This window comes from Nocardioides sp. NPDC092400, from assembly GCF_040684155.1.
GTDB lineage: Bacteria > Actinomycetota > Actinomycetes > Propionibacteriales > Nocardioidaceae > Nocardioides.
In genome coordinates, this window is record NZ_JBFBFJ010000005.1 from 218,932 (window position 1) to 239,783 (window position 20,852).

24 protein-coding genes are annotated in these 20,852 nt (G+C 73.8%); 9 read left to right on the forward strand and 15 right to left on the reverse strand.

Going from position 1 to position 20,852, the window contains the following annotated elements; genetic code table 11:
• Nucleotides 1–51: 51 nt before the first annotated feature.
• Nucleotides 52–660: a TetR/AcrR family transcriptional regulator gene (locus AB0N29_RS16605; protein ID WP_302267485.1), complete on the forward strand. Its 609-nt coding sequence runs from the start codon at nt 52–54 to the stop codon at nt 658–660.
• A gap of 50 nt (nt 661–710) precedes the next feature.
• Complete coding sequence (locus AB0N29_RS16610; RefSeq protein ID WP_302267486.1) at nt 711–1,133, forward strand: DUF309 domain-containing protein; 423 nt, start codon at nt 711–713, stop codon at nt 1,131–1,133.
• 90 nt (nt 1,134–1,223) lie between these two features.
• On the opposite strand, the gene AB0N29_RS16615 is transcribed toward AB0N29_RS16610, so the two are convergent.
• The gene (locus tag AB0N29_RS16615; protein WP_364868389.1) at nt 1,224–1,511 is read right to left on the reverse strand and encodes a DUF1905 domain-containing protein; all 288 of its coding nucleotides are present in this window, start codon (nt 1,509–1,511) and stop codon (nt 1,224–1,226) included.
• A gap of 79 nt (nt 1,512–1,590) precedes the next feature.
• Between AB0N29_RS16615 and AB0N29_RS16620 the strand changes: the two genes are divergently transcribed.
• From AB0N29_RS16620 to AB0N29_RS16645, 6 genes are all read left to right on the forward strand, one after another.
• Entirely contained in the window at nt 1,591–3,360 is a 1,770-nt protein-coding gene (locus tag AB0N29_RS16620) for a GMC family oxidoreductase (RefSeq protein ID WP_364868391.1), read from the forward strand.
• Nucleotides 3,357–4,238, forward strand: a complete 882-nt coding sequence (locus tag AB0N29_RS16625; protein ID WP_364868393.1) for an SDR family oxidoreductase — start codon at nt 3,357–3,359, stop codon at nt 4,236–4,238. Before AB0N29_RS16620 ends, AB0N29_RS16625 begins: the two co-directional genes overlap by 4 nt.
• A complete protein-coding gene (locus tag AB0N29_RS16630; protein ID WP_364868396.1) occupies nt 4,235–4,993 on the forward strand; it encodes an SDR family oxidoreductase in 759 nt (252 codons plus the stop codon). Before AB0N29_RS16625 ends, AB0N29_RS16630 begins: the two co-directional genes overlap by 4 nt.
• Nucleotides 4,990–6,078 (forward strand): TIGR03857 family LLM class F420-dependent oxidoreductase, encoded by a 1,089-nt coding sequence (locus AB0N29_RS16635; RefSeq protein ID WP_364868398.1) that lies wholly within the window; start codon nt 4,990–4,992, stop codon nt 6,076–6,078. The genes AB0N29_RS16630 and AB0N29_RS16635 overlap by 4 nt, the downstream gene beginning before the upstream one ends.
• Nucleotides 6,075–7,112 carry a phosphotransferase gene (locus AB0N29_RS16640; RefSeq protein WP_364868400.1) on the forward strand — a complete coding sequence of 346 codons (1,038 nt, stop codon included), beginning with the start codon at nt 6,075–6,077 and terminating at the stop codon, nt 7,110–7,112. The genes AB0N29_RS16635 and AB0N29_RS16640 overlap by 4 nt, the downstream gene beginning before the upstream one ends.
• Nucleotides 7,113–7,295: 183 nt before the next feature.
• Nucleotides 7,296–7,529: a superinfection immunity protein gene (locus tag AB0N29_RS16645; RefSeq protein WP_302267495.1), complete on the forward strand. Its 234-nt coding sequence runs from the start codon at nt 7,296–7,298 to the stop codon at nt 7,527–7,529.
• Nucleotides 7,530–7,672: 143 nt separating this feature from the next.
• Here the strand turns inward: AB0N29_RS16645 and AB0N29_RS16650 are convergent, their stop codons facing one another.
• From AB0N29_RS16650 to AB0N29_RS16660, 3 genes are all read right to left on the reverse strand, one after another.
• On the reverse strand, nt 7,673–8,284 hold the full coding sequence (locus tag AB0N29_RS16650) for a hypothetical protein (RefSeq protein WP_364868403.1): 612 nt from the start codon (nt 8,282–8,284) through the stop codon (nt 7,673–7,675).
• Between the two features lie 37 nt (nt 8,285–8,321).
• A complete protein-coding gene (locus AB0N29_RS16655; RefSeq protein ID WP_364868405.1) occupies nt 8,322–8,993 on the reverse strand; it encodes a Type 1 glutamine amidotransferase-like domain-containing protein in 672 nt (223 codons plus the stop codon).
• A 91-nt stretch (nt 8,994–9,084) separates the two neighbouring features.
• Entirely contained in the window at nt 9,085–10,818 is a 1,734-nt protein-coding gene (locus AB0N29_RS16660; protein WP_364868407.1) for a helicase, read from the reverse strand.
• 218 nt (nt 10,819–11,036) lie between these two features.
• Here AB0N29_RS16660 and AB0N29_RS16665 point away from each other — a divergent pair, with 218 nt between their 5' ends.
• Nucleotides 11,037–11,300, forward strand: a complete 264-nt coding sequence (locus tag AB0N29_RS16665; RefSeq protein ID WP_364868409.1) for a hypothetical protein — start codon at nt 11,037–11,039, stop codon at nt 11,298–11,300.
• A gap of 131 nt (nt 11,301–11,431) precedes the next feature.
• On the opposite strand, the gene AB0N29_RS16670 is transcribed toward AB0N29_RS16665, so the two are convergent.
• From AB0N29_RS16670 to AB0N29_RS16720, 11 genes are read right to left on the reverse strand one after another with little or no spacing between them, the layout of a single operon-like run.
• Nucleotides 11,432–12,058, reverse strand: a complete 627-nt coding sequence (locus tag AB0N29_RS16670; protein WP_302267501.1) for a hypothetical protein — start codon at nt 12,056–12,058, stop codon at nt 11,432–11,434.
• A gap of 50 nt (nt 12,059–12,108) precedes the next feature.
• Nucleotides 12,109–12,534 carry a carboxymuconolactone decarboxylase family protein gene (locus AB0N29_RS16675; RefSeq protein WP_302267503.1) on the reverse strand — a complete coding sequence of 142 codons (426 nt, stop codon included), beginning with the start codon at nt 12,532–12,534 and terminating at the stop codon, nt 12,109–12,111.
• The gene (locus tag AB0N29_RS16680; protein WP_364868412.1) at nt 12,531–13,379 is read right to left on the reverse strand and encodes an NAD(P)-dependent oxidoreductase; all 849 of its coding nucleotides are present in this window, start codon (nt 13,377–13,379) and stop codon (nt 12,531–12,533) included. Before AB0N29_RS16680 ends, AB0N29_RS16675 begins: the two co-directional genes overlap by 4 nt.
• Nucleotides 13,372–14,118, reverse strand: coding sequence for an SDR family oxidoreductase (locus AB0N29_RS16685; RefSeq protein WP_364868414.1), 747 nt, complete (start codon nt 14,116–14,118; stop codon nt 13,372–13,374). The genes AB0N29_RS16680 and AB0N29_RS16685 overlap by 8 nt, the downstream gene beginning before the upstream one ends.
• A gap of 16 nt (nt 14,119–14,134) precedes the next feature.
• Nucleotides 14,135–15,598 (reverse strand): aldehyde dehydrogenase, encoded by a 1,464-nt coding sequence (locus AB0N29_RS16690; protein WP_364868416.1) that lies wholly within the window; start codon nt 15,596–15,598, stop codon nt 14,135–14,137.
• Nucleotides 15,595–16,266, reverse strand: a complete 672-nt coding sequence (locus AB0N29_RS16695) for a hypothetical protein (protein WP_364868418.1) — start codon at nt 16,264–16,266, stop codon at nt 15,595–15,597. The genes AB0N29_RS16690 and AB0N29_RS16695 overlap by 4 nt, the downstream gene beginning before the upstream one ends.
• Nucleotides 16,259–16,465: a ferredoxin gene (locus AB0N29_RS16700; RefSeq protein ID WP_302267509.1), complete on the reverse strand. Its 207-nt coding sequence runs from the start codon at nt 16,463–16,465 to the stop codon at nt 16,259–16,261. Before AB0N29_RS16700 ends, AB0N29_RS16695 begins: the two co-directional genes overlap by 8 nt.
• Complete coding sequence (locus AB0N29_RS16705; protein ID WP_364868421.1) at nt 16,465–17,850, reverse strand: cytochrome P450; 1,386 nt, start codon at nt 17,848–17,850, stop codon at nt 16,465–16,467. Before AB0N29_RS16705 ends, AB0N29_RS16700 begins: the two co-directional genes overlap by 1 nt.
• On the reverse strand, nt 17,847–18,632 hold the full coding sequence (locus AB0N29_RS16710) for an SDR family oxidoreductase (RefSeq protein WP_364868423.1): 786 nt from the start codon (nt 18,630–18,632) through the stop codon (nt 17,847–17,849). The genes AB0N29_RS16705 and AB0N29_RS16710 overlap by 4 nt, the downstream gene beginning before the upstream one ends.
• Nucleotides 18,629–19,903 (reverse strand): cytochrome P450, encoded by a 1,275-nt coding sequence (locus tag AB0N29_RS16715; protein ID WP_364868425.1) that lies wholly within the window; start codon nt 19,901–19,903, stop codon nt 18,629–18,631. The genes AB0N29_RS16710 and AB0N29_RS16715 overlap by 4 nt, the downstream gene beginning before the upstream one ends.
• On the reverse strand, nt 19,900–20,478 hold the full coding sequence (locus AB0N29_RS16720; RefSeq protein WP_364868427.1) for a helix-turn-helix domain-containing protein: 579 nt from the start codon (nt 20,476–20,478) through the stop codon (nt 19,900–19,902). Before AB0N29_RS16720 ends, AB0N29_RS16715 begins: the two co-directional genes overlap by 4 nt.
• Nucleotides 20,479–20,852: the final 374 nt, after the last annotated feature.

The following is a 20,852-nucleotide window of genomic DNA, read 5'->3' on the forward strand; positions in this document are numbered from 1 at the left end:
AGCATCATTCAGACAGGACACCCTGTCAACCTTCTGTGAGAGGGTGGCGACATGGCTGTGCAGTCGGGTACCTACCGCGGCGTCAGCGCCGAGGACCGCGCCGCCGAGCGCCGCGAGCGGCTGCTCGAGGCCACCCTGGCGGTCTGGGCCGACCCGGCCGGCGCCCGGCCGACGATGACCCGGATCTGCGCGGCCGCCGGCCTCACCGAGCGCTACTTCTACGAGTCGTTCCGCTCCCTCGACGACGCGCTGACGGCGGTGGTGGAGTCGATCGCGACCGAGATCGAGCAGGTCAGCCTGGCGGCGGCCGACGCCGCGGGCGACGACCCCACCGCCCGGGTCCGCGCGTCGGTGCTGGCCTTCGTCGAGCTGATCGAGGCCGACCCGCGCAAGGGTCGCGTGGCGATCATCGAGGCCGGCGCGATGCCCGCGCTGCGCCCGCGGCGCACCCAGCTGCTGCGCCACTTCGCGCACCGGGCGGCCGAGGAGGCGCGCGAGCACGGCGTCGACTGGGGCACCCGGGAGGGCGAGCTGGTCGGCCTGCTCTTCATCGGCGGGATGGCCGAGCTGATCACCGCCTGGCTCGACGGTGCGCTCGACGCGACGCCGCAGGAGCTCGTCGAGACCGCGACCCGGATCTTCGTCGGCGTCTTCCGCTGACTCCCCCACCGCCCCGAGACGGGCACCCCCACGTCCCGAAGGAGGCCGCCGTGGTCGACCGCGACCGCAACCACCTGGGCCGCGCCGAGCAGGCGCGACCGCGCGACGAGCTCGGCCGCCCGCTGCCGTACGGCGCCACAGGGGTCGAGCCGATCTCCGAGGAGCCGCTGCCGCCGGCCGGGACCCTCGCCTACGCCCGGGAGCTGCTCGACGCGGGGCGGCCGTTCGCCGCGCACGAGGCGCTCGAGGTCCGGTGGAAGTCCTGCCCGGCCGACGAGCGCGAGCTCTGGCAGGGGCTGGCGCAGCTGTGCGTGGCGCTCACCCACCACGCCCGCGGCAACACCGTCGGCGCGGCGCGGCTGCTGGACCGGGCGGCCGGCCGGCTGGCGAGCCACGAGCGCGGCGGCGGGCCGACGTACGACCTCGACCTGGCGGCGGTCGTCGCGTGCGTGCGCACGACGCTCGCCGACTGATCGGCGACTGACTAGCGACTGGCTGGCGCGGGCCTGCCTGGCGGGATATGAGAGACCGCCGCGGGGACACCGGCCGGCGGTGGTCACGGATCAGACGTCGATGGTCACCACCAGGTCGACGACGTCGCCGGTGACGACGCCCTCGGTGCGGCGGGCGGCGAGCTTGAGCGGCACGACGTACGTGCCGTCCTTGGGCCACAGCGAGGTCGTCCACCGCGCCTCGCCCATCCGCACGGTGACCGGGACCATCCCCCAGCCGTAGGTCACCGCGGCGGCGACGTCGCGCACGACGGCGGCGGCGTCCTCGGGCAGCGCCACGAAGTGGTGCGGCGCCGGGCCGCGCCACTCGAAGACCGGTCCGGTCACGTCGAGCTCCACACCAGCGGACCCTAGTGGGCGGAGGACCGGCCCGCCCGGGCCATTGACAGACCTGACGCCTGTCAACAGTGTTGACCTCGTGTGGCGGACGACACAGGCCCGGCCGGACCGGCGGAGCGGCGAGCGCGGCTTCGACCACGACGTCGTGGTCGTCGGTTCGGGCTTCGGCGGGAGCGTGAGCGCGCTGCGCCTGGTCGAGAAGGGGTACGACGTCGCCGTCCTCGAGGCCGGTCGGCGGTTCACCGACGCCGACCTGCCGCGGACGTCGTGGCGGCTGGGCCGATACGTCTTCGCACCGGCGCTCGGCCTGCTCGGCATCCAGCGGGTGACCCTGCTGCGCAACGCACTGGTGATCAGCGGCGCCGGCGTCGGCGGCGGCTCGCTGGTCTACGGCGGCACCCTCTACGAGCCGACGGACGCCTTCTACGACGACCCGCACTGGCGCGACCTGACCGACTGGCGCGGCGAGCTGGCGCCGTACTTCGACCAGGCCCGCCGGATGCTCGGCGTGACGACGTACGACCGGGTGACGCCGGCCGACCGCGTGCTGCGCGACGCGGCCGCCGACCTGGGCGCGGGCGGCACCTGGCGGCCCACCGACGTCGGGGTGCTGCTCGACCCGGTGCCCGGCCGCAGCGTCCCGGACCCGTTCTTCGGCGGCGCCGGCCCGGACCGCAACGCCTGCCTGCACTGCGGGGAGTGCATGACCGGCTGCCGGCACAACGCCAAGAACACCCTCCCCAAGAACTACCTCCACCTCGCCGAGGCCGCCGGCGCCGTCGTCCACCCGCTGACGACGGTCACCGACGTGCGGCCCCTGCCCGGAGGTGGGTACGCCGTGTCCACGCGGCGCACGGGTCCGCTGCGGCGGCGCGGGCGCACCTTCACCGCCGAGCAGGTGGTCCTTTCGGCCGCCGCACTGGGGACCCAGCGGCTGCTGCACCACCTGCGCGACTCCGGCAGCCTGCCGCACGTCTCGCCCCGGCTCGGCGAGCTGACCCGTACCAACTCCGAGGCGGGCCTGGCGGTGCGCGCCCGCGGCGACGACATGGACTACACCGAGGGGGTCGCGATCACCTCCTCGGTGCACCTCGACGAGCGGACCCACGTGGAGCCGTGCCGCTACGGCCGGGGCAGCAACGCGATGGGCATGGCGATGGCGACGATGACCGACCCGGTGCCCGGGCGCAGCCGCGCGCTGGTGATGGCGCGGGAGATGTGGCGCGGGCGGCGCGACCTGCGCCGGCTGCACGTGCCGCGCCGGTGGTCCGAGCAGTCGATCGGGGTCCTGGTCATGCAGAGCATCGACAACTCGCTGACCACCTACACCCGGCGCCGCCGCCTGGGCCGGGGCCGGGTGATGACGACCCGGCAGGGCATCGGCGAGCCGAACCCCACCCACATCCCCGAGGCCAACGCCATCGGCCGGGCGATGGCCGCGCGGATGGACGGCATCCCCGGCGCCGGGTGGACCGAGGTCCTCGACGTGCCGACCACCGCGCACTTCCTCGGCGGCTGCCCGATGGGGACCGGGCCGGCCACCGGCGTGATCGACCCCTGGCACCGGCTGCACGGCCACCCCGGCGTCCACGTCGTCGACGGCTCGGCCGTCGCGGCCAACCTCGGGGTGAACCCCTCGCTGACCATCACCGCGATGGCGGAGCGGGCGATGTCGTTCTGGCCCAACCGCGGCGAGCCCGATCCCCGCCCGCCGCTCGGTGCGGCGTACCAGCGGCTGGACCCGGTGCCCCCGCGCTCCCCCGCCGTGCCGGCCACCGCCCCGGGCGCGCTCCGGCTGATCCCCCTCACACCCGTCACGCCCGCACCCCCGGTCGAGGAGCACGCATGACCCAGCAGGACCCGCCGCAGGACCGGTTCGCCGACCGCCAGGCCCTCGTCACGGGAGGCGGCTCGGGCATCGGCGCCGCGCTGGTGCGCGCGCTCGTCGCCGCCGGCGCGGACGTCGTGGTCGCCGACCTCGACGAGGCCGCCGCGCAGCGCGTCGCCGGTGCCGTGACCGGTCCCGGGACCGCGCGGGCGGTGCGGCTCGACGTGACCGACGCGGCGGCCGTGCAGGCCGCGGTCGACGAGGTGGTCGAGCGGGCCGGCCGGATCGACCTGCTGTTCAACAACGCCGGCATCACCTTCGGCGGCGAGACCGAGGACCTCTCGCTGGAGCACTGGGACGCGATCATCGACGTCAACATCCGCGGCGTGGTGCACGGCGTCGCCGCGGCGTACCCGCACATGGTCCGGCAGGGCGCCACCGGCGGCCCGGGCGGGCACATCGTCAACACCGCCTCGATGGGCGGGATCATGGCCGCCGGGCTGATCACCAGCTACGTGATGACCAAGCACGCGGTCGTCGGCCTGTCCCTCGCCTTGCGCACCGAGGCGGCCGCCAAGGGCGTCGGCGTCACCGTGCTGTGCCCCGCGGCGGTCGAGACGCCGATCCTCGACAAGGGCCACCTCGGCCGGTTCCACGGTCGCGACTACTACCTCAAGGGCCAGGGCGTACGCCGCCCGCTCGACGCCGACGTGCTGGCCGCGCAGGCGCTCGCCGCCGTGGCCGCCGACCGGCCGATGCTCGTCACCCCGCGCCCGGCGCGGGTCGCGTGGCGCCTGGGCCGGCTCGCCCCCTCGTTCGCCAACCGGGCCGCGACCCGGTTCGTCGCCAAGCAGCGCCGGCTCCAGGCCCGGCGCGCCACGTCAGGAGGCCCCGCATGACCAGCACCAGCCCCGCAGGACAGCCCGTCGCGCTCGTGGTCGGTGGTGGCTCCGGGCTCGGTGCCGCGTCCGCCGCGGCGCTGCGGGCGGCCGGCCACACCGTCGTCACCGGCGACCTGGAGGGCGCGGCGGCCGACCTGGTCGTCGACGTCACCGAGGAGGCGGCCGTCGCGGCCGCGGTCGACACGGTCGTCGCCGAGCACGGCCGGCTCGACGTGGTGGTCAACAGCGCCGGGGTCAGCACGCTGATGCAGGTGGTCGACCACGACGTGCAGGAGTTCCGGCGCGTGCTGGACGTCAACCTCACCGGCGGGATGCTCGTGCTCAAGCACGCGGCCCGGGTGATGGCCACCCCGGACGGCGCCGGCGGCGCGGTCGTCTCGATCGCCTCGCTCAACGCCCGCCAGCCGGGCACCGGCATGGCGGCGTACTGCTCGGCCAAGGCGGGCCTGGCGATGCTCACCCAGGTGGCCGCGTTGGAGCTCGGGCCGCGCGGCGTGCGCGTCAACGCCGTCTCCCCCGGCCTGGTCGTCACCCCGCTGACCGCGCCGGCGATGGACATCCCCGGCGTGCAGGAGGACTACGTCGAGAACACGCCGCTCGGCCGGGCCGGCACGCCCGAGGAGGTGGCCGAGGCGGTCGTCTACCTGGCCACCGCACGTTGGCTCACCGGCGAGGTGCTCGACCTCAACGGCGGCGCGCACCTGATGCGCTACCCCGACCTCGTCGGCCACGTGACGCGGGCCTTCGGGTGAGCCAGCGCCTCACCGAGCTGGCCTGCTACGGCCTCGCCGGGCACACCGACCAACCCCGCGACCTGCTCGCCGAGGCGCGGCTGGCCGAGGAGCTGGGTCTGGGCTCGGTGTTCCTCTCCGAGCGGTTCAACCTCAAGGACGCCGGCGTGCTGGCCGGGGCGGTCGCGGCCGCCACCGAGCACGTCGGCATCGCCACCGCGGCGACCAACCACAACACCCGGCACCCGCTGGTCACCGCGACACTGGCGACCACCGCGCACCGGCTGTCCGGCGGGCGGTACGCCCTGGGCCTGGGCCGCGGGTTCGGCGCGCTGTTCGACGTGATGGGGCTGCCGCGGGTGACCGGTGCGCAGCTCGAGGACGCGATCGGCATCTACCGCTCGCTGTGGCGGGGCGAGGCGGTGCTCGGCCACGAGGGGCCGGCCGGCTCCTACCCCTACCTCTCCCAGGACGGCTCGTTCGACGAGCGGATCCCGGTGCTGATGACCGCCATCGGCCCCCGGTCGCTCGCGCTGGCCGGCCGGCTGGCCGACGGGGTCGTGCTGCACACGTTCCTCACCGACGAGGCGCTGGCGCGGTCGGTCGCCGCGATCCGCTCCGCGGCCGAGGAGGCCGGGCGCGACCCGGCGTCGGTGCGGGTCTGGGCGGTGCTGGCGACCGTCGAGGACTCGCTGCCCGAGGACCTGCGGCTGCGCAAGCTGGTGGGCCGGCTGGCGACGTACCTGCAGGGGTACGGCGACGTGCTGGTCGCCGCGAACGGCTGGGACCCCGCCGTGCTCGACCGGTTCCGCACCGACCCGCTCGTGCAGGGCTATCCCGGTGCGTTCGACGCGATCGGCACCGTCGAGGAGCTGACCCACCTGCGCGACGACGTCCTGCCCGCGGAGTGGCTCGCCGCCTCGGCGACCGGCAGCGCGGAGCAGTGCGCCGCCCGGGTGCTGGAGCAGCTCGCGCTCGGCGCCGACAGCGTCGTGCTCCACGGCGCGACGCCGGCCGAGCTGGCGCCCGTGCTGACGGCGTACGCCGCGGTCCGCGACGACGCCACCTTCGCCGGGCTCCCGGCCAACCCGGGATGGATGTCATGACCGCGCCGACGATCGACACCCTTGAGGAGATCACGGCCGAGTGGATCGGCGAGGCGCTGGGCGCCGTGCCGGACTCGGTGCGGGTGGCCCCGGTCGGCTTCGGCCAGATCGGGTCCTGCCTGGGGGTCTCGCTCGCCGGGGACGGGTTGCCGCCGAGCGTGCTGGTCAAGCTGCCGACGGCCGACGCCGGTACCCGCGGCATGCTCGTCGGCGCCTACCGGTCCGAGGTCAGCTTCTACCGCGAGCTCGAGCCGACCGTCGCCGTCGACGTGCCGCGCTGCCACCTGGCCACCGACGTCACCGACGACGGGCGCTTCACGCTCGTCCTGGAGGACCTCGCGCCGGCCGAGCAGGGCGACCAGCTGCGCGGCGGCACTCCGGAGCAGGTGCGCGGCGCGGCGGAGAACCTCGCCGGGCTGCACGGTCCGCGCTGGTGCGACCCCGCCCTCCTCGACCTGGGCTGGATCACGATGCAGGACGCCGAGGGCGCGGACCTGCTCGCGTCGGTCTACGGCCCCGCCATCGACACGTTCCTGGAGATCACCGGCCCGCTGATGTCGTCCGAGGCGGCCACGACCGTCCGCGAGACCCAGGACGTGGTCGTCGACTGGTCGCTGGCGCGGGCGGAGCGGTTCGGGATCGTCCACGGCGACTACCGCCTCGACAACCTGATGTTCTCCCCCGACCCCGCCGTCCCGGTGAAGGCCGTCGACTGGCAGACCCTCAGCCTCGGGCTGCCCGCCAAGGACCTCGCCTACCTCGTCGCCACCAGCCTCGACGCCCCCGCGCGCCGCGCCTGCGAGGAGGCCGTCGTCGCGGCGTACCACCGGCGGCTGCTCGCCCACGGCGTCACCGGCCACCCGCTCGAGGAGTGCTGGGACGACTACCGCTTCGCGATGCTGCAGGGGATCCTCGTCTCCGTCTTCGGCTGCGCGTACGGCGCCCGCACCGACCGGGGTGACCGGATGTTCGCGGTCATGGTCGAGCGGACCGCCGCTGCCGTGCGGGAGCTGGGGACGCTCGGCCTGGTGTGAGCCGGTGGGTGCTCGCCCGGGGCGCCGTCGCTTCATCAAGGTATGCAGACGAACCGTCACTCCCCCCGCGGAGCTCACCCGGGGACGTGACCGCTCGGCGACATACCTTGATGGGCAGCCGCCGCGCGAGGTCACAGTGCGGAGCGTCCGGCGCCGGCGACCGTGCTCCCGTAGGCTGGAGAGGTGACCAGCCATCTGACCGATCAGCGTGATCGTCCGGTCAGCGCGTTCGTCGCCGTCGTCGTGGCTCTCCTCAGCGGCGGCTACATGCTGCCGTGGGCGGTTGCAGCCCTGCGCGGCAAGTCGAACCACTGGACGATCTTCTGGATCAACCTGCTCGGCGGCTGGACGGTGGTCCTGTGGATCGTCGCCGTCGTCATGGCGTTCGGCTCCCACAAGCCGATCCGACGCTACTGACCTCCCTCACGGGGGAAGAGCGCGAGCCTGACCGCGGCCCTGGACATCGTCGGGCTGAGCGGATGGCGTTGATGCGTCCGCGCCGTGCGGGCGGGAGCCAGGGACGTCGGTGCTCGTCGGAGTGCCGAGCCGGCTGTCCCGCGTCAGCGCGCGGTGAGCTTCCGGTCGGCGTGGATGGTCTGGGTGCCGCGCTGGTAGAAGTGCTCGCGCGACCGTCGGTACTCGATGTCGACCGACTCCAGCCGCGCGACGCCTCGCCGGCTGGGGGTGATCGTGATGAAGAGGTAGTCGCTTCCCCGCCCGACCCTGTGCTCGAAGCGCATCGGCGTCTCCACGGCTTCCATGTCTCGGCACTCGCCGTCCATGTCGCGCGCGGCGCCGACCGGGTCCTCGTCCGGTGCCGAGTGGCAGACCCAGAACGACACACTGGCGTCTGCGGTGTTCTTCGAGAAGTTGGCGTCAAGGCCGTCGATGATCACCGTCTCGGCGGAGCCGCTCACCTTGGGGTAGACGATGGTGCTCGACAGGGTCGGCTCGGCCAGTGGCGACGGCACGACACCGGCGACGCCACCTCGCTCATCGAACGCCGTCGGGTGGGTCCACCAGTGCCAGGTGAAGAGGGCCGCCAGCACGAAAGCTCCGACGAGCACCCAGGTCAGCACGACCTTGCGGCGCGGGCGTCGCGGCTGCGCGCTCGCACCACTCGTGGAGACATCCGTTGCGGCCGACATGCGCCGATCCTTCCACGGCTGCACCCACGCCGCCGGGAGCCCGGAGTCGCCGCGGGCCGCGCTAGGCGTGCAGCAGCCTCCAGCGCCCCTCGGAGACGACCTCGACGGTGCCGTCGACCACCGTGATGGCGGTCTGGTCGTCGATCGCGTAGGCGGGACCGGAGATGCCGGCGGCCCACTGCTCCGCCTCGGCCAGGGAGTTGCCCGGCAGGCCGTCCTCGGCCAGGTGGGGGCAGATCGAGAAGTCGACGAGGCCCAACGTGCTGGCGTCACCGGTCGGCGGTCGCCACTGGATGAAGTCGTCCCCGACCTCGGGGGTCATCACCATGCTCCCGGCGCTCAGGCCGACCCAGGTCGTCCTGCTCAGCGCCGGGAGCAGGTCGGCGAGCCCGGACTGCCGCATCCAGTGGCACAGGTAGAGGACGTCGCCGCCCGCCGCCAGCAGGACGTCGGTCTCCCTGACCAGGGGCACCCACTGCTCCGCGTCGATGCTGGGCAGCGCGGTGAGCTCCAGCACGCCGACGGACTCCCAGCCCAGGTCGACCATGGGGTGGTCGGAGTGGCCGCTGATGAACTGCCAGGCCTTGGTGCCGGGCCCGACCCCGGGATGTCCGTACAGCGCCGTCGGGATGCAAAGGGCAGTGGACTCGGCGATCGGCTTGCCCAGCAGGTCCACCAACGCCCGGCGGATGCTCGGGTTCGTGACGCCTCCGGAGGTGAGCAGGAGCTTCACGGTTCCTCCTGGGCAGTGGGCGATGGACGAGGCGTCGTACTGACCGGTCGTCAGCGCCGGACTCATCGCCGTCGATCGACACCCGCGTCGGTCAGGCGCCGTCCTCGGTCAGGCTCGTGGCCGGCAGCCAGTCGGCGCCGAGGAGCTGCGCGAGGTCGGCAAGCCCGGCGGTGTCGCTCCCGACCGTGTCGGACGCTGCGGCGATCCGCTCCACCATCACCTTGCCGACCTGCTCCTCGACGGTGCCCTCGGCGTACGCGATGTGCCACGGCGAGACCTGGTGGTCGCGGTGGGTGCGGCCGGTCACCTGCCGCCCGGCGATGCCCGAGAAGCGGGCCTGGTGGAAGACGCCGACGCGCGGCTCGGTGCTCGCCTGGCGGCCGTCGGCGAGGGTCTCGCCGGCGTGCAGGCTGATCGAGGCGACCGTGGTGAAGACGCAGACCTTCGCTCGCCCGGTCTGGAACCGGAGGCGCTCGGCCTCGGCGTCGAACCGGTCGCGGCCGTAGATCGTGGCCACCTCGATCCCCGCGTCGCGCAGCCGGTCGGCGATGGGGTCGGCGGCGGTCGCGACGAACTCGACCGAGCACGCCACCTGCCGCTCGGACTGCACCTGCTGGGCGATCCAGTCGACGGTCGAGTCGACGCGGATCAGCCCGGCCTTCTGCCGGAAGCGCAGCAGCGCGGCGCGGCCCTTCGCGACGTTGCGGCCGCGTCGCGCGATGTCCATCTCGCGGCAGAACTCGCCCCACTCGGCCTCGTAGGCGGTCCGCTCCGCCGGCGTGAGCGTCACCGGCATGCCGGAGATCGGCACCGGCCCCCACGGCGCCGCGCGGTGCAGCATCGCCGGGGGCCGTTCGTCGGCGAGCCAGCCGCGCACCAGCTTGAGGTCGGCGGCCCGTCGCGCCGGGTCGGCGGTCCAGCTCGCGCCGTACCGGCCCTGCTCCACGCCGACGCCGTGCCGCTCGAGCGCGCTGGCGAAGGTGGCCCCGGGCTGCGTCGCCGAGGTCCACTCCCGCATCGGCTCGCCGAGCACCTGCGCGTAGGCGGGAGCGAGGTACGGCAGCTCGAGCGGTGTGTGCCCGGGCGTCGCGGTCGTCGCGATGACGAACGGCGCCTTGTCGTGCGACCGACCGTGCCCGGAGATCGACGCCCAGAGCTTCCACCGCTTCGTCGTCGTACGACGCAGCGCGTGGGCCTCGTCCGCGATGATCACGTCCCAGTGGTGGTCCTTGACCTTCTCGAGCCGGTCCCACGTGATGACGACCCACTCCAGCCCGCCGTCGCCCAGGTCCGTGATCGTGCGGCACCAGTGGCCGATGGTGATCGCGGCGGGCCGGTCGGCCACGACGAGCACCCGCTGCGCGCCACGGAGGTCGCCCACGGCCGTCGCTCCGAGGACCGCGGAGATCGTCTTGCCCACGCCCGGCTCGTCGGCCAGCAGGAACAGGCGTCCGCCCGCCGCGGCCCGCTCCGCGATCGCGTCCGCCGCCTCGAACTGGATCCTCCTGGGCTCGAGATCACCTGTCGCCTCCGGAGCAGGTGTCGGGTCGTCGGGGTTCAGGGTGTTCTCGATGAACCGACCGAGCGTGTGCGGTCCCGGGGAGTACGGCGCGAGGTGCGCGGGCAGCGCGCGCCCGACGTACAGGTGGGTCCTGACCGCCGGGTGCCACGTGGCGCCGTCGACCTGCGTCCCGTACGGCACGTCGAGGACCCACAGCCGCTCCCCCGGCCCGACGGACGGCAGCGGCCGCTGCGGCTGACGCGTCCCCTTGCGGCGGGGTGACGCGCTGCGCCGACCGGCACTGGATCGACGAGAGCTGGCCACCCCCGGACGCTATCCGGGCCGCCGCCGTGCGCCGGGCTGCCTCGCCCGGGCCGCCGTCGCGGTCCGGCCTCCGGAGCGGGCACGGTCCACCAGCGTCGTCGAGACGTGCCAGCCGTGCGATCGGCGATCCGTCCCGGGTTGCCCGACGGACACGTGCGGGGATGATGGCGGGCAGAGGGCCGGATGGTCGCGCCCTCACCCTTGGAGCTGGGAGCCTCATGTACGCGACACCCACGCGACCGATGACGCAGGACGAACTCGACCTGATCTGCCGGGTGTGGGCAGCCGAGGGAAGTGATGACCCTGCGGACCGGTGGCTGCAGCTGTGGGACGGCGGCGATGCCGACGCCCACCCGGAGGAACGGGACGCCATCGTCGCGACCGCCACGGCCTGTGGCCTGCGGGCCTTCGTCGAGAGCGGCGTCCTCAAGGTGGAGAAGACCCAGCAGCTCCACGACGAGATCGGTTCGCGTTGGATCTGAGACGCGCAGGATGGAAGTAGATGGTCCCCGACGGCGCGGTGGACAGTCCAGCGTCGTGGCGGGATGGGCCGGGAGCCCGGCGACGTGAGGCACGCACCCGTGGACGCTGAGCAAACACGGGACCAGCTCTCTCAGCGGGCCCGCAGCTCCGCGACCGGCCGGTACGCCGCGTCAGCAGCAAGCGCTTCCAACGGCGAGCCGGCGTCGGCGATGACGACGGCGACGCGGGCGTCGCGGGCGGCGGCGTCGACGCCGAGCTCCACCAGCTCCTGGGCGGAGGTGGCCTTGCCGATGACGGCGATCGGGCCGCCGGGGTCGTGGAAGGGCGGGGCCGGGGCGAGGGAGTAGCCGGGTCGCGGCGCGGCCAGGTTGGCCGCGACCGCGAGGGTGACCGGGAGGTCGCGGACCCACCAGCGGCCCGTCGCCACCAGCCCGGCGGCGTCGGTCGCGCGGAGCCGCACCTCGTCGGCGAGCGGGGTGAAGACGCGCACCTCCCCCGCGTCGGCCGGCACGCTGGTCAGCAGCCGGGCCAGGGCGTCGGGGTCGTCGGCCGCGGACTCGAGGTGGTCCACGACGACGCCGGCGCCGCGGCGTACCCCCAGGAGCACAGCGTCGTCGGTGCCGAGGCAGACGGCGTCGGGCGCGGCGAGCATCCGCTCCGCCATCGCCCGCAGCACCGCGGAGGCCTGGTCGCTGGGCCGCCACAGGCGCGGGGCCCAGTCGGCCATGCGGGCGCTGCGCCGCTCGAGCAGTCCCACGACCCGGTCGAGGTCGGTGGGGCCGAGCGGCCGGACGGCGGTCGCAGCGCTCAGGACGACTCCCCCGCCTGGTCGGCGGCGCGCGCGGCCCGGCGGGCCGCCTTCGCGATCGTCTCCTCGACGATGGAGTTCAGTCGGGCCCCCTGGGGCCATCCGGCGTAGTGACACACGAAGACCACGATCTCACGGAGCGCCTCGTCGTCGAGCTCCCCGTTGGCGTACGCCGCCGGGACCTGGATGCCCAGCACGTCCGCGGCGCCCTGGCCGGCGAGCATCCCGATGAGCAGCAGCCGCCGGTCGCGGTCGGAGAGGCCCGGCCGGTTCCAGATGTCGGCGAAGAGGTGGTCGGCGGTGTAGCGGAAGAAGTCGCCGGTGCCGTCGGACATCTCGAAGCCGTAGACCTCCTCCATCTTCTCCAGCCCGCGACGACGGGTCTCCGGGAGGTCGTCGAACCTCCCGGCACGGTCCTCGCTCACAACCCCAGCCCCTTCCGCAGTCGACCCTCGGCCAGCCGCGCGAGCGGCACGTCGACCCCGAGCTCGTCGGCCAGGGCGACCGCGAACCCGAGGTCCTTCTCCCCCAGCGCGACGACGTGGCCGAACACCCCGTGCCAGAAGTCGTCCGGCGCGATCGGCGCGGTGGTGTCGCGGTGCATGATCGCGCCCGGCCCGCCGGTGATCGCGTCGGTGTGGCGCACCACGTCGCCCAGCGCCCTGATGTCGAGGCCGGCAGCCTCGGCCAGCCGCTGCGCCTCGGTGGCGGCGGTGAAGGCAACGAAGTGCATGAGGTTCCGCGCCAGCTTGAAGCGCGTCCCGGCGCCGACCGGACCCGCGTGCACCACCTTGGCGCCCATCACGTCCAGCGCCGGCCGGGCCGCCGCGAACGCCTCGTCGTCGCCGCCGACCATGATCGCCAGCGTGCCGTCGGCCGCGCTCATGGCGCCGCCGCTGACCGGCGCGTCGAGGAGTCGTACGTCGTGGCGCGCGGCGACGTCGGCCAGGTCGCCGGGGGTGTCCGGCGCGACCGTCGAGTGCACCACGACCGTGAGCCCGGCCCGGGCGGTGGTGAGCGCCTCGAGCAGCACGTCGCGCACCTGCTCGTCGTCGCGGACCATCACGCACAGCACGTCGACCGCGCCGGACAGCGCGGCCACGCTCCCCGTGACCTCGGCACCCGCGTCCCTGAGCTCGGCCAGCGGCTCCGGCGCGACGTCGTACACGTGCAGGGGCAGGTCCGAGGCCGCGAGCCGCAGCGCCATCGGCTTCCCGATGTTGCCCAGCCCGACGAACCCGACGACCGGGCCGGGAGCAGGCTCAGCCACGGAACGTCTGTCCGCCGTCGACGGCGAGGATCTGCCCGGTCACCCAGGACGCCTCGTCGGAGAGCAGGAAGACGCACGCGCCGACCATGTCCTCGGGCTGGCCCATCCGCTTGATCGCCAGCGCCTTGACCAGCTCCTTGGACGCCCCGCCGGCCTGGGTGCGGGTGGCCTCGGTGTCGGTGGGGCCGGGCGCGATCGCGTTGACCCGGATGCCCATGCCGCCGACCTCGTGGGCCAGCTGCTGGGTCAGGCCGTTCACGCCGACCTTGGCCAGTCCGTAGAAGCCGGAGTAGAGGTACGCCGCGGTCGAGCTCTGGTTGACGATCGAGCCGCCCCCGCGCTGCTGCATGACGGGGTAGACCGCGCGGGTCATCACCAGGGCGCCGTCCATGTTGACGCTCATGAACTTCCGGTAGTAGTCCCAGTCGACGCTGATCAGCAGGTCGAACTGCATGTCGCCGTAGATCGCGGCGTTGTTGACCAGCCCGTCGATGCCGCCGTGCTCGGCGACGGTGCGCTCGACCAGCGCGGCCGCCGACTCGTGCGAGCTGACGTCGGTGCGCACGAACGTCGCCCGGCCGCCGCTCTCGGCGATCGCGGCCGCGACCTTCTCCCCCGACTCCTCGTTGAGGTCGGCCACGACGACCGCCGCACCCTCCGCGGCGATCGAGCGGGCGTACACCTCGCCGATGCCCTGCGCCGCGCCGGTCACGACGACGACCTTGTCCTGCAGTCTCATGGTGCTCCTTGTCGAGTCAGGCCGGGAAGGCCAGGGTCTTGAGTTCCAGGTACTCCTCGAAGCCGGCGACGCCCATCTCCCGGCCGAGGCCGGACTGCTTGTAGCCGCCGAACGGTGCGTCGGGGCTGAACCACACCCCGCCGTTGACGGCGAGCGTGCCGGTGCGGATCCGGTCGGCGACGGCCTTGGCCCGCTCCAGCGAGCCGGAGTCCACCGACCCCGAGAGGCCGTACGCCGAGTCGTTGGCGATCCGGACGGCGTCGTCGTCCCCGTCGTGCGGGATGACGACCAGCACCGGCCCGAAGATCTCCTCCTGGGCCAGCCGCGAGGAGTTGTCGAGGCCGGCGACGACGGTCGGGGCGACCCAGTAGCCGGGCTGGTCGATCACGTGACCGCCGGTGGCGAACGTGCCGCCCTCGTCCTCGGCCAGCCGCAGGTAGGACTCCACCCGGTCGCGCTGGACCTGGGAGATCACCGGCCCGCAGATCGCGCCGGGGTCGGCCGGGTCCTTGGCGCCGATCGACTCCATCGTCGCGGCGGCGACCTGGACGGCCTCGTCGTACTTCTCCCGGGGCACCACGAGCCGGGTCGTGATCGCGCAGCCCTGGCCGGCGTGGATGCAGGCGGTGAACGCCGTGGCGCCGGCGACCGAGGCGACGTCGGCGTCGTCGAGGGCGATCGCGGCGGACTTGCCGCCGAGCTCGAGGAACACCTTCTTCAGGGTCGGGGCCGCCGCCGCCATGATCGCGCGGCCGGTGGCCGTCGAGCCGGTGAAGGAGACCATGTCGACCCGCGGGTCGCTGGCCAGGACCGAGGCGACCTCGTTGGACCGCGGCGTGACGACGTTGAGCACGCCGGCGGGCATGTCGGTGCGCTCCGCGGCGAGCCGGCCCAGCTCGGCGGCGACCCACGGGGTGTCGGGGGCCGGCTTGAGCACGACCGTGCAGCCGGCCGCCAGCGCGGGGCCGATCTTGGCGAGGTTGATCTGGGTGGGGACGTTCCACGGGCTGATCGCGGCGACGACGCCGACCGGCTCGCGGCGCACGGTCCGGCGCGAGGGGATCCCCATCGGCCTGGCGACGCCGAGGTCGGTCTCGAACTCGTAGGACTCCAGCAGGTCGGTCACCCACCGCAGCCCGTCGACCGGTACGTCGAACCCGGCGGCGCCCATCATGAACCCCGGCATGCCGACCTCGGCGGTGGTCAGCGCCTTGAACGCCTCGCCCTCCTCCAGCAGCGCGGCGTGCAGCTGGCGCAGGCAGCGCACCCGCAGCGCCACGTCGGTGGCCCAGCCGCTCTCGTCGAACGCGCGCCGCGCCGCGGCGATGGCCGCCTCGACGTCGTCCGCGGTGCCGTCCGGGGCGTGCCCGATGACCTCGCCGGTGGCCGGGTTGAGGATCGGGTACGTCGCGCCGTCGCTCGCCGCGACCAGCTTGCCGTCGACCAGCTGCTGGGCCGGCGGGTTGGTCAGCCCGCTCACGCGGTGGTCCCGGCGGTCGGCTCCGTCGTGGGCTCCGTCGTCGGCTCCGTCGTGGTGGGCTGGGGCCGCACGTGCAGCCCGGCCTCGACCGGCGGCGGCCAGACCGGCGAGGGGATGTCGGCGAGGTGGTAGTGCCCGGGGACGCCGTGGCCGGCGACCTTCATCCGCTCCAGCAGCCGCTCCGGCGCCTTGCCCGACCCCAGGATCTCCATGAACGTGTGGGCGGTCGAGGGCATGTCGAACCAGTCGCGCTGCCAGGCGATCTTCAGCTGCCCGGCGTCCGCGCCGCTGGTCTGCCGCTCGACGCCGAACCACGAGCCGCCGATGCCGAGGATCTCGTACTCCTGGCCGGTGGCGTCGTCGGTGATGCCCGAGCGCTGCTTCCAGAAGCCGACGACCATCCCGGCCTTCTCGTCCATCACGGTGGCGACGTAGTCGTAGTGCCAGCCGTCGAAGCCGTCCATCTCGATGCCGATGGCCCAGTCGCGGATCTGGTCGCGACCGACGGCCATGAAGTGCTCGTCGACGGAGTACATCCACCCGTAGCTAGCGTCCTCGGCGTACTCCTCGGCCAGCACGCGCCAGTCGCCCAGCCGCTCGGCCTCGCGGTTGACGGCCAGCCAGCCGTCCCAGAACTCCTCGAGCTCGGCGCGGGTCAGGTCACTCATCTCGGTCCTCCTGGAGAGCCAGCGCCATCGCTGGGCAGTACTTCACGGCATCGGCCACCTGCGGGCGCAGGGACTCGTCGGGGTGCTCCTCGAGCACGACCACCCGGTCGGCGTCGTCGTCGAAGGCGAAGACCTGGGGTGCCTCGCCGAGGCACACCTGGTGGCCCTGGCACAGGTCGAGGTCGGCGACGACCCGCATCACGCGTCCCGGCGGCGGTAGCGCACGCGGCAGGGCTGCTCGAGCTGGATGACCATCTTGGTGAAGTCGTCGCGGTAGGAGTCCAGCGGCTGGGCCGCCTCGAACTCGAAGTCGCGCAGGACGACGGAGAAGATCGCCTTCATCTGCATCATCGCGAACGCGTTGCCCACGCAGCGGTGCCGGCCGGCGCCGAAGGGGATCCAGGTCCAGCGGTTCTGCAGGTCCTCCTGGCGCGGGTCGATGTAGCGGGCCGGGTCGAACCGCTCGGCGTCGGGAAAGTCCTCCTCGATCCGGTTCGACACCCGCGGCGAGGACGCCACGACGGCGCCGGCGGGGATGGTGCGGCCGGCCAGCTCGAAGTCCTCCTGGACCAGCCGCATCAGCACGATCAGCGGCGGGTGCAGGCGCAGGGTCTCCTTGAGCACCGACTCCAGCACCGGGATCGACCGCAGCGCCTGGAACGACACCTCCGAGCCGTCCGCGTAGAGGCCGTCGAGCTCGGTCACGACGTCGGCCATCACGTCGGGGTGGCGCAGCAGCTCGATCATCGCCCAGGAGGCGGTGCCGCTGCTGGTGTGGTGCCCGGCGAACATCATCGAGATGAAGATCCCGGTCACGTAGTCGGCCGACATCTCCAGCGAGACCAGCACGTCGAGCAGGTCGCGCTCCTCGCGCGGGACCGGGCCGCGGGCGACCCGCCGGTCGATGATCGCCTGCACCAGGGCCACGAGCTCCTCGCGGGCGGCGTCGCGGCGGCGGAAGCTGTCGATGTCGGCGTACGCGTCGACGTACGCGATGGCGTCGGTGCCGTGCTCGAGCTCGTGGTAGAGCCGCGCGAAGCGGCCGTCGAGCTCCTCGCGGAACGGCTTGCCGATCAGGCAGGAGGAGGTGGTGTAGATCGTCAGCTCGGCGAAGAAGTCGAGCAGGTCGATCTCGCCCTCGTCGCCCCAGTCGGCGACCATCCGGCGGATCTCGGCCTCGATGGTCTGCGCGTGGCCGCGCATCATGTCGCCGCGCAGGGCCTGGTTCTTCAGCATCTGCTGGCGCTCCTCGGGGCTGGCGTCGAAGACGACGCCCTGGCCGAAGATCGGGGTCATGAAGGGGTACGCCGCGGCCTGGTCGAGCGTGGAGTCCGGCGCGCGGAAGAACGCCTCGTTGGCCTCCGCTCCGGTCACCAGCACGACGGCCTTGTCGGCGAGCCGGAAGCGGCCGACGTCGCCGCACTCCTCGCGGACCCGGTGGAACAGACCGATCGGGTCGACCCGCATCTCCGGGAGGTGGCCGGTGCCGCGGATGATCTCGGGCACCTCGGCGGCCTGGTCGTCGAGGACCGTGGAGACCTCCGGGATGTCGGCGAGCAGGTCGCGCGGGGCGGTGGTGGTCATGACGGGTCCTCCACGGGTGCTTCGGGGTTGACGTCGACGGGGCTGATGTGGACGCCGCGGGGCGCGCTGACGACCGTGGTGATGGCGTCGGCGATGGCGCGGGCCTTGAGGAAGTGCGGGTGGCGGGCCAGCCCGAACCGGACCCACTGCTCGAGCACGAACGCCGCCTGCTCGGCCTCCCAGTCGCCGCCCATCTCGCTCCAGGTCGGCCCGGGGCGCACGACCGAGGCACGGACGCCGGTGCCCTCGAGCTCCATCTGCAGCGACTCCACGAGCCCCTCGAGCCCGGACTTGCCGGCGGTGTAGGCCGACATGAACGGCCGGGCCCGCAGCGCGACGTCGGAGGAGACGAAGAGGACGTCACCGCGGCGGCGCTCGACCATCGGGGGCACGAACGTCCGGACCAGCCGGTAGGGGCCCACCAGGTTGACGTCGAGCTCGCGGGCGAACCGCTCGGTGCCGACCTCGAGCAGGCGGCCCGGCCCGACGAGGCCGGCGTTGCTGATGACGACCTCGACGTCGCCGAGGTCGGCGGTCACCTTCGCGGCGAAGTCCGCGACCGACTCCTCCGAGCTGACGTCGAGGGGGTGGGCGACGGCCTCGCCCCCCTCGGCGCGGATGGCGGCGGCGAGCTCCTCGCAGCGGTCGGTACGCCGCGCGCCGAGCGCGACGGGGAAGCCGGCGGCTGCGAGGGCCCGGGCCGTCTCCGCACCGATGCCCGAGGAGGCGCCGGCGACCACCGCGGGGCGGCGCTCGGGCTGGGCGTACCTGCCCCGGCTCACCGGAGGCGCACCCGGGTCGGGAGCGACGCGAACCCGCGCACGCTCGTGGAGTGCACTCGTACGGCGGCACCGTGGTCGACCTCGAGGCCGTCGGCGACCCCCACCAGGTGCGCGAGGGCGACCCGGGCCTCGAGCCGGGCCAGGTTGGCGCCCAGGCAGAAGTGCCGGCCGCCGCCGAAGCTGAGGATCTGGGAGAGCTCGGCCCGCTCGCGGTGCAGGTCGAAGACGGTCGGCTCGGTGAACACCGTCTCGTCGCGGTTGGCCGAGCCGAGCAGCAGCAGCAGCTTGGAGCCGGCCGGCGCGACGGTGCCGTGCAGGGCCAGGTCGCGCTTGAGGTGCCGGGCGACCATCTGGCTGGAGGTGTCGTGGCGCAGCGTCTCCTCGATCCACGGACCGACGAGCCCGTCGGGGCCGGGTCCGGCGTGGAGGACGTCGGCGAGCTGCTCGGGGTGGGCGGTGAGGTGGAAGAGCGCGTTGCCGAGGAGCTTGGTGGTGGTCTCGTTGCCCGCGACCACCATGAGGAAGAGGAAGGCGATGATCTCGTCGTCGCCGAGCCGGTCCCCCGCGCCGCTCCCGCCGGCCTCGTCGTCCAGGCGGACCGCGAGCAGCGCGCTGGTGAGGTCCTCGGTCGGCCGCCGGCGGCGCTCGGCGAGCATCTCGGCGTAGTAGCCGACGAGCGTGAGCGCGGCCTCCATGCCGGCCGGCGGCACGTCGCGCACGCCCTCCTCGCGGTGGACGACCAGGTCGGCCAGGCGGCGTACCTCGTCGCGGTCGGCCTCCGGGACGCCCATCATCTCGGAGATGACGTCCATCGGGAGCTTGCCGGCGAAGGCGGCGATCCAGTCCAGGTCGACCTCGTCGCCGCTGCCGGCGCCCTCGAGGGCGAGCCCGAGGTAGTGCTCGGTGAGCGCCTGCACCCGCGGCTCCAGCTCGCGGACCCGGCGCGGGGTGAACGCACGCGAGACCAGCGACCGGAGCCGCGCCTGGTGCGGGGCGTCCATCGCCAGGAACGACATGACCTTGTGCGCGTGCGGACCCCACGCGCTCTTGTCGAGCGAGACGCCCATGGCGTTGGAGAAGGTGTCGTCGTCGCGCACCGCGGCCGCGATGTCGGCGTGCCGGCTCAGCGACCAGAAGTCGTGCTCGGCGTTGTGGTGCAGCGGCGCCTCGGCGCGGAGCCGGGCGTAGACCGGGTAGGGATCCTCGTGGAAGTCGTAGTCGTAGGGGTCGAAGACCAGGGGCGCGGCCGCCGGCTCGAACGTCGTGCTCATGCGTGTCCCTCCAGGATCGCGGCGACGACGGCGTCGAGCCGCTCGCCCATGTCGGTGTAGGTCAGGACGCCCATGCCGGCCTGCAGCAGCGCCCCGGAGAACGCCAGCACCAGCGCCTCCAGCACGGCCGGCTCCGCGTGCTCCCCCAGCGCCCGGGAGAACCGGTCGAGGAACTCCCCGCCGATCCGCAGCCGCAGCCGGGCGACGTCGGCGTCGGAGCTCAGCAGCGCCGGGGTGACCGCCGCGGCGAGCGCCGGGCTGGCGGCCAGCCGCGCCGCCATCCGGCGGGTCACGTCCTGGACCCGCTCGACCGGGGTCGCCCCCTGCGCCACCACGTCGGCGTCCTCGGCGAGGTGGCGCCAGAACAGCTCGGCGAAGAGGTGGTTCTTGGAGGCGAAGTAGGTGTACGCCGTCGCCGCCGACACCCCCGCCCGGCTGGCCACCGACCGGATCGTCAGCGCCTCGTGCCCCACCTCGTCGAGCTCCTCGGCGCCGGCCGCGAAGAGCCGCTCCACGGTCTCCGCCCGGCGCGAGCCGAGCTCCTGCCGCGGGGCATTGGACACATAACTGGACACGTGTCCAACCTAGAACGTGTTCTCGTGTGACCGCAAGCACTTCTGGACCGCTGGTCGAGGCTGCGGCCTACCCGCTGGCCGAGCAGGCGAGCCCTGGCGAGCCGTCGTCGAGACCCCGCGACCGTCCCCAGCGCCGTGGGCACCTCACCGCACCGCTGGTCGAGCAGGCGAGCGCCAGCGAGCCGTCGTCGAGACCCGGCGACCGTCCCTGCGGCCCTGGGCACCTCACCGGGTCTCGACGACGCTCGGCGCTGGCGCGCCTCCCTGCTCGACCAGCAGAGCCGCCCGCTGGTCGAGCAGGCGAGCGCCAGCGAGCCGTCGCCGAGGAGCTCGTCGAGGCCGAGCCGCTCGCGGCCCAGACCGCGCTGCGGCGG

Excerpts from the sequence above, each read along its gene's own strand:
- AB0N29_RS16700 (WP_302267509.1), bottom strand. The coding sequence starts at position 16,465 with ATGCGGGTCGTCGCCGACCTCGACCTGTGCCAGGGCCACCAGGTGTGC.
- AB0N29_RS16640 (WP_364868400.1), top strand. The coding sequence starts at position 6,075 with ATGACCGCGCCGACGATCGACACCCTTGAGGAGATCACGGCCGAGTGG.
- AB0N29_RS16685 (WP_364868414.1), bottom strand. The coding sequence starts at position 14,118 with ATGAGACTGCAGGACAAGGTCGTCGTCGTGACCGGCGCGGCGCAGGGC.
- AB0N29_RS16705 (WP_364868421.1), bottom strand. The coding sequence starts at position 17,850 with ATGACCACCACCGCCCCGCGCGACCTGCTCGCCGACATCCCGGAGGTC.
- AB0N29_RS16665 (WP_364868409.1), top strand. The coding sequence starts at position 11,037 with ATGTACGCGACACCCACGCGACCGATGACGCAGGACGAACTCGACCTG.
- AB0N29_RS16630 (WP_364868396.1), top strand. The coding sequence starts at position 4,235 with ATGACCAGCACCAGCCCCGCAGGACAGCCCGTCGCGCTCGTGGTCGGT.
- AB0N29_RS16715 (WP_364868425.1), bottom strand. The coding sequence starts at position 19,903 with ATGAGCACGACGTTCGAGCCGGCGGCCGCGCCCCTGGTCTTCGACCCC.
- AB0N29_RS16625 (WP_364868393.1), top strand. The coding sequence starts at position 3,357 with ATGACCCAGCAGGACCCGCCGCAGGACCGGTTCGCCGACCGCCAGGCC.
- AB0N29_RS16605 (WP_302267485.1), top strand. The coding sequence starts at position 52 with ATGGCTGTGCAGTCGGGTACCTACCGCGGCGTCAGCGCCGAGGACCGC.
- AB0N29_RS16695 (WP_364868418.1), bottom strand. The coding sequence starts at position 16,266 with ATGAGTGACCTGACCCGCGCCGAGCTCGAGGAGTTCTGGGACGGCTGG.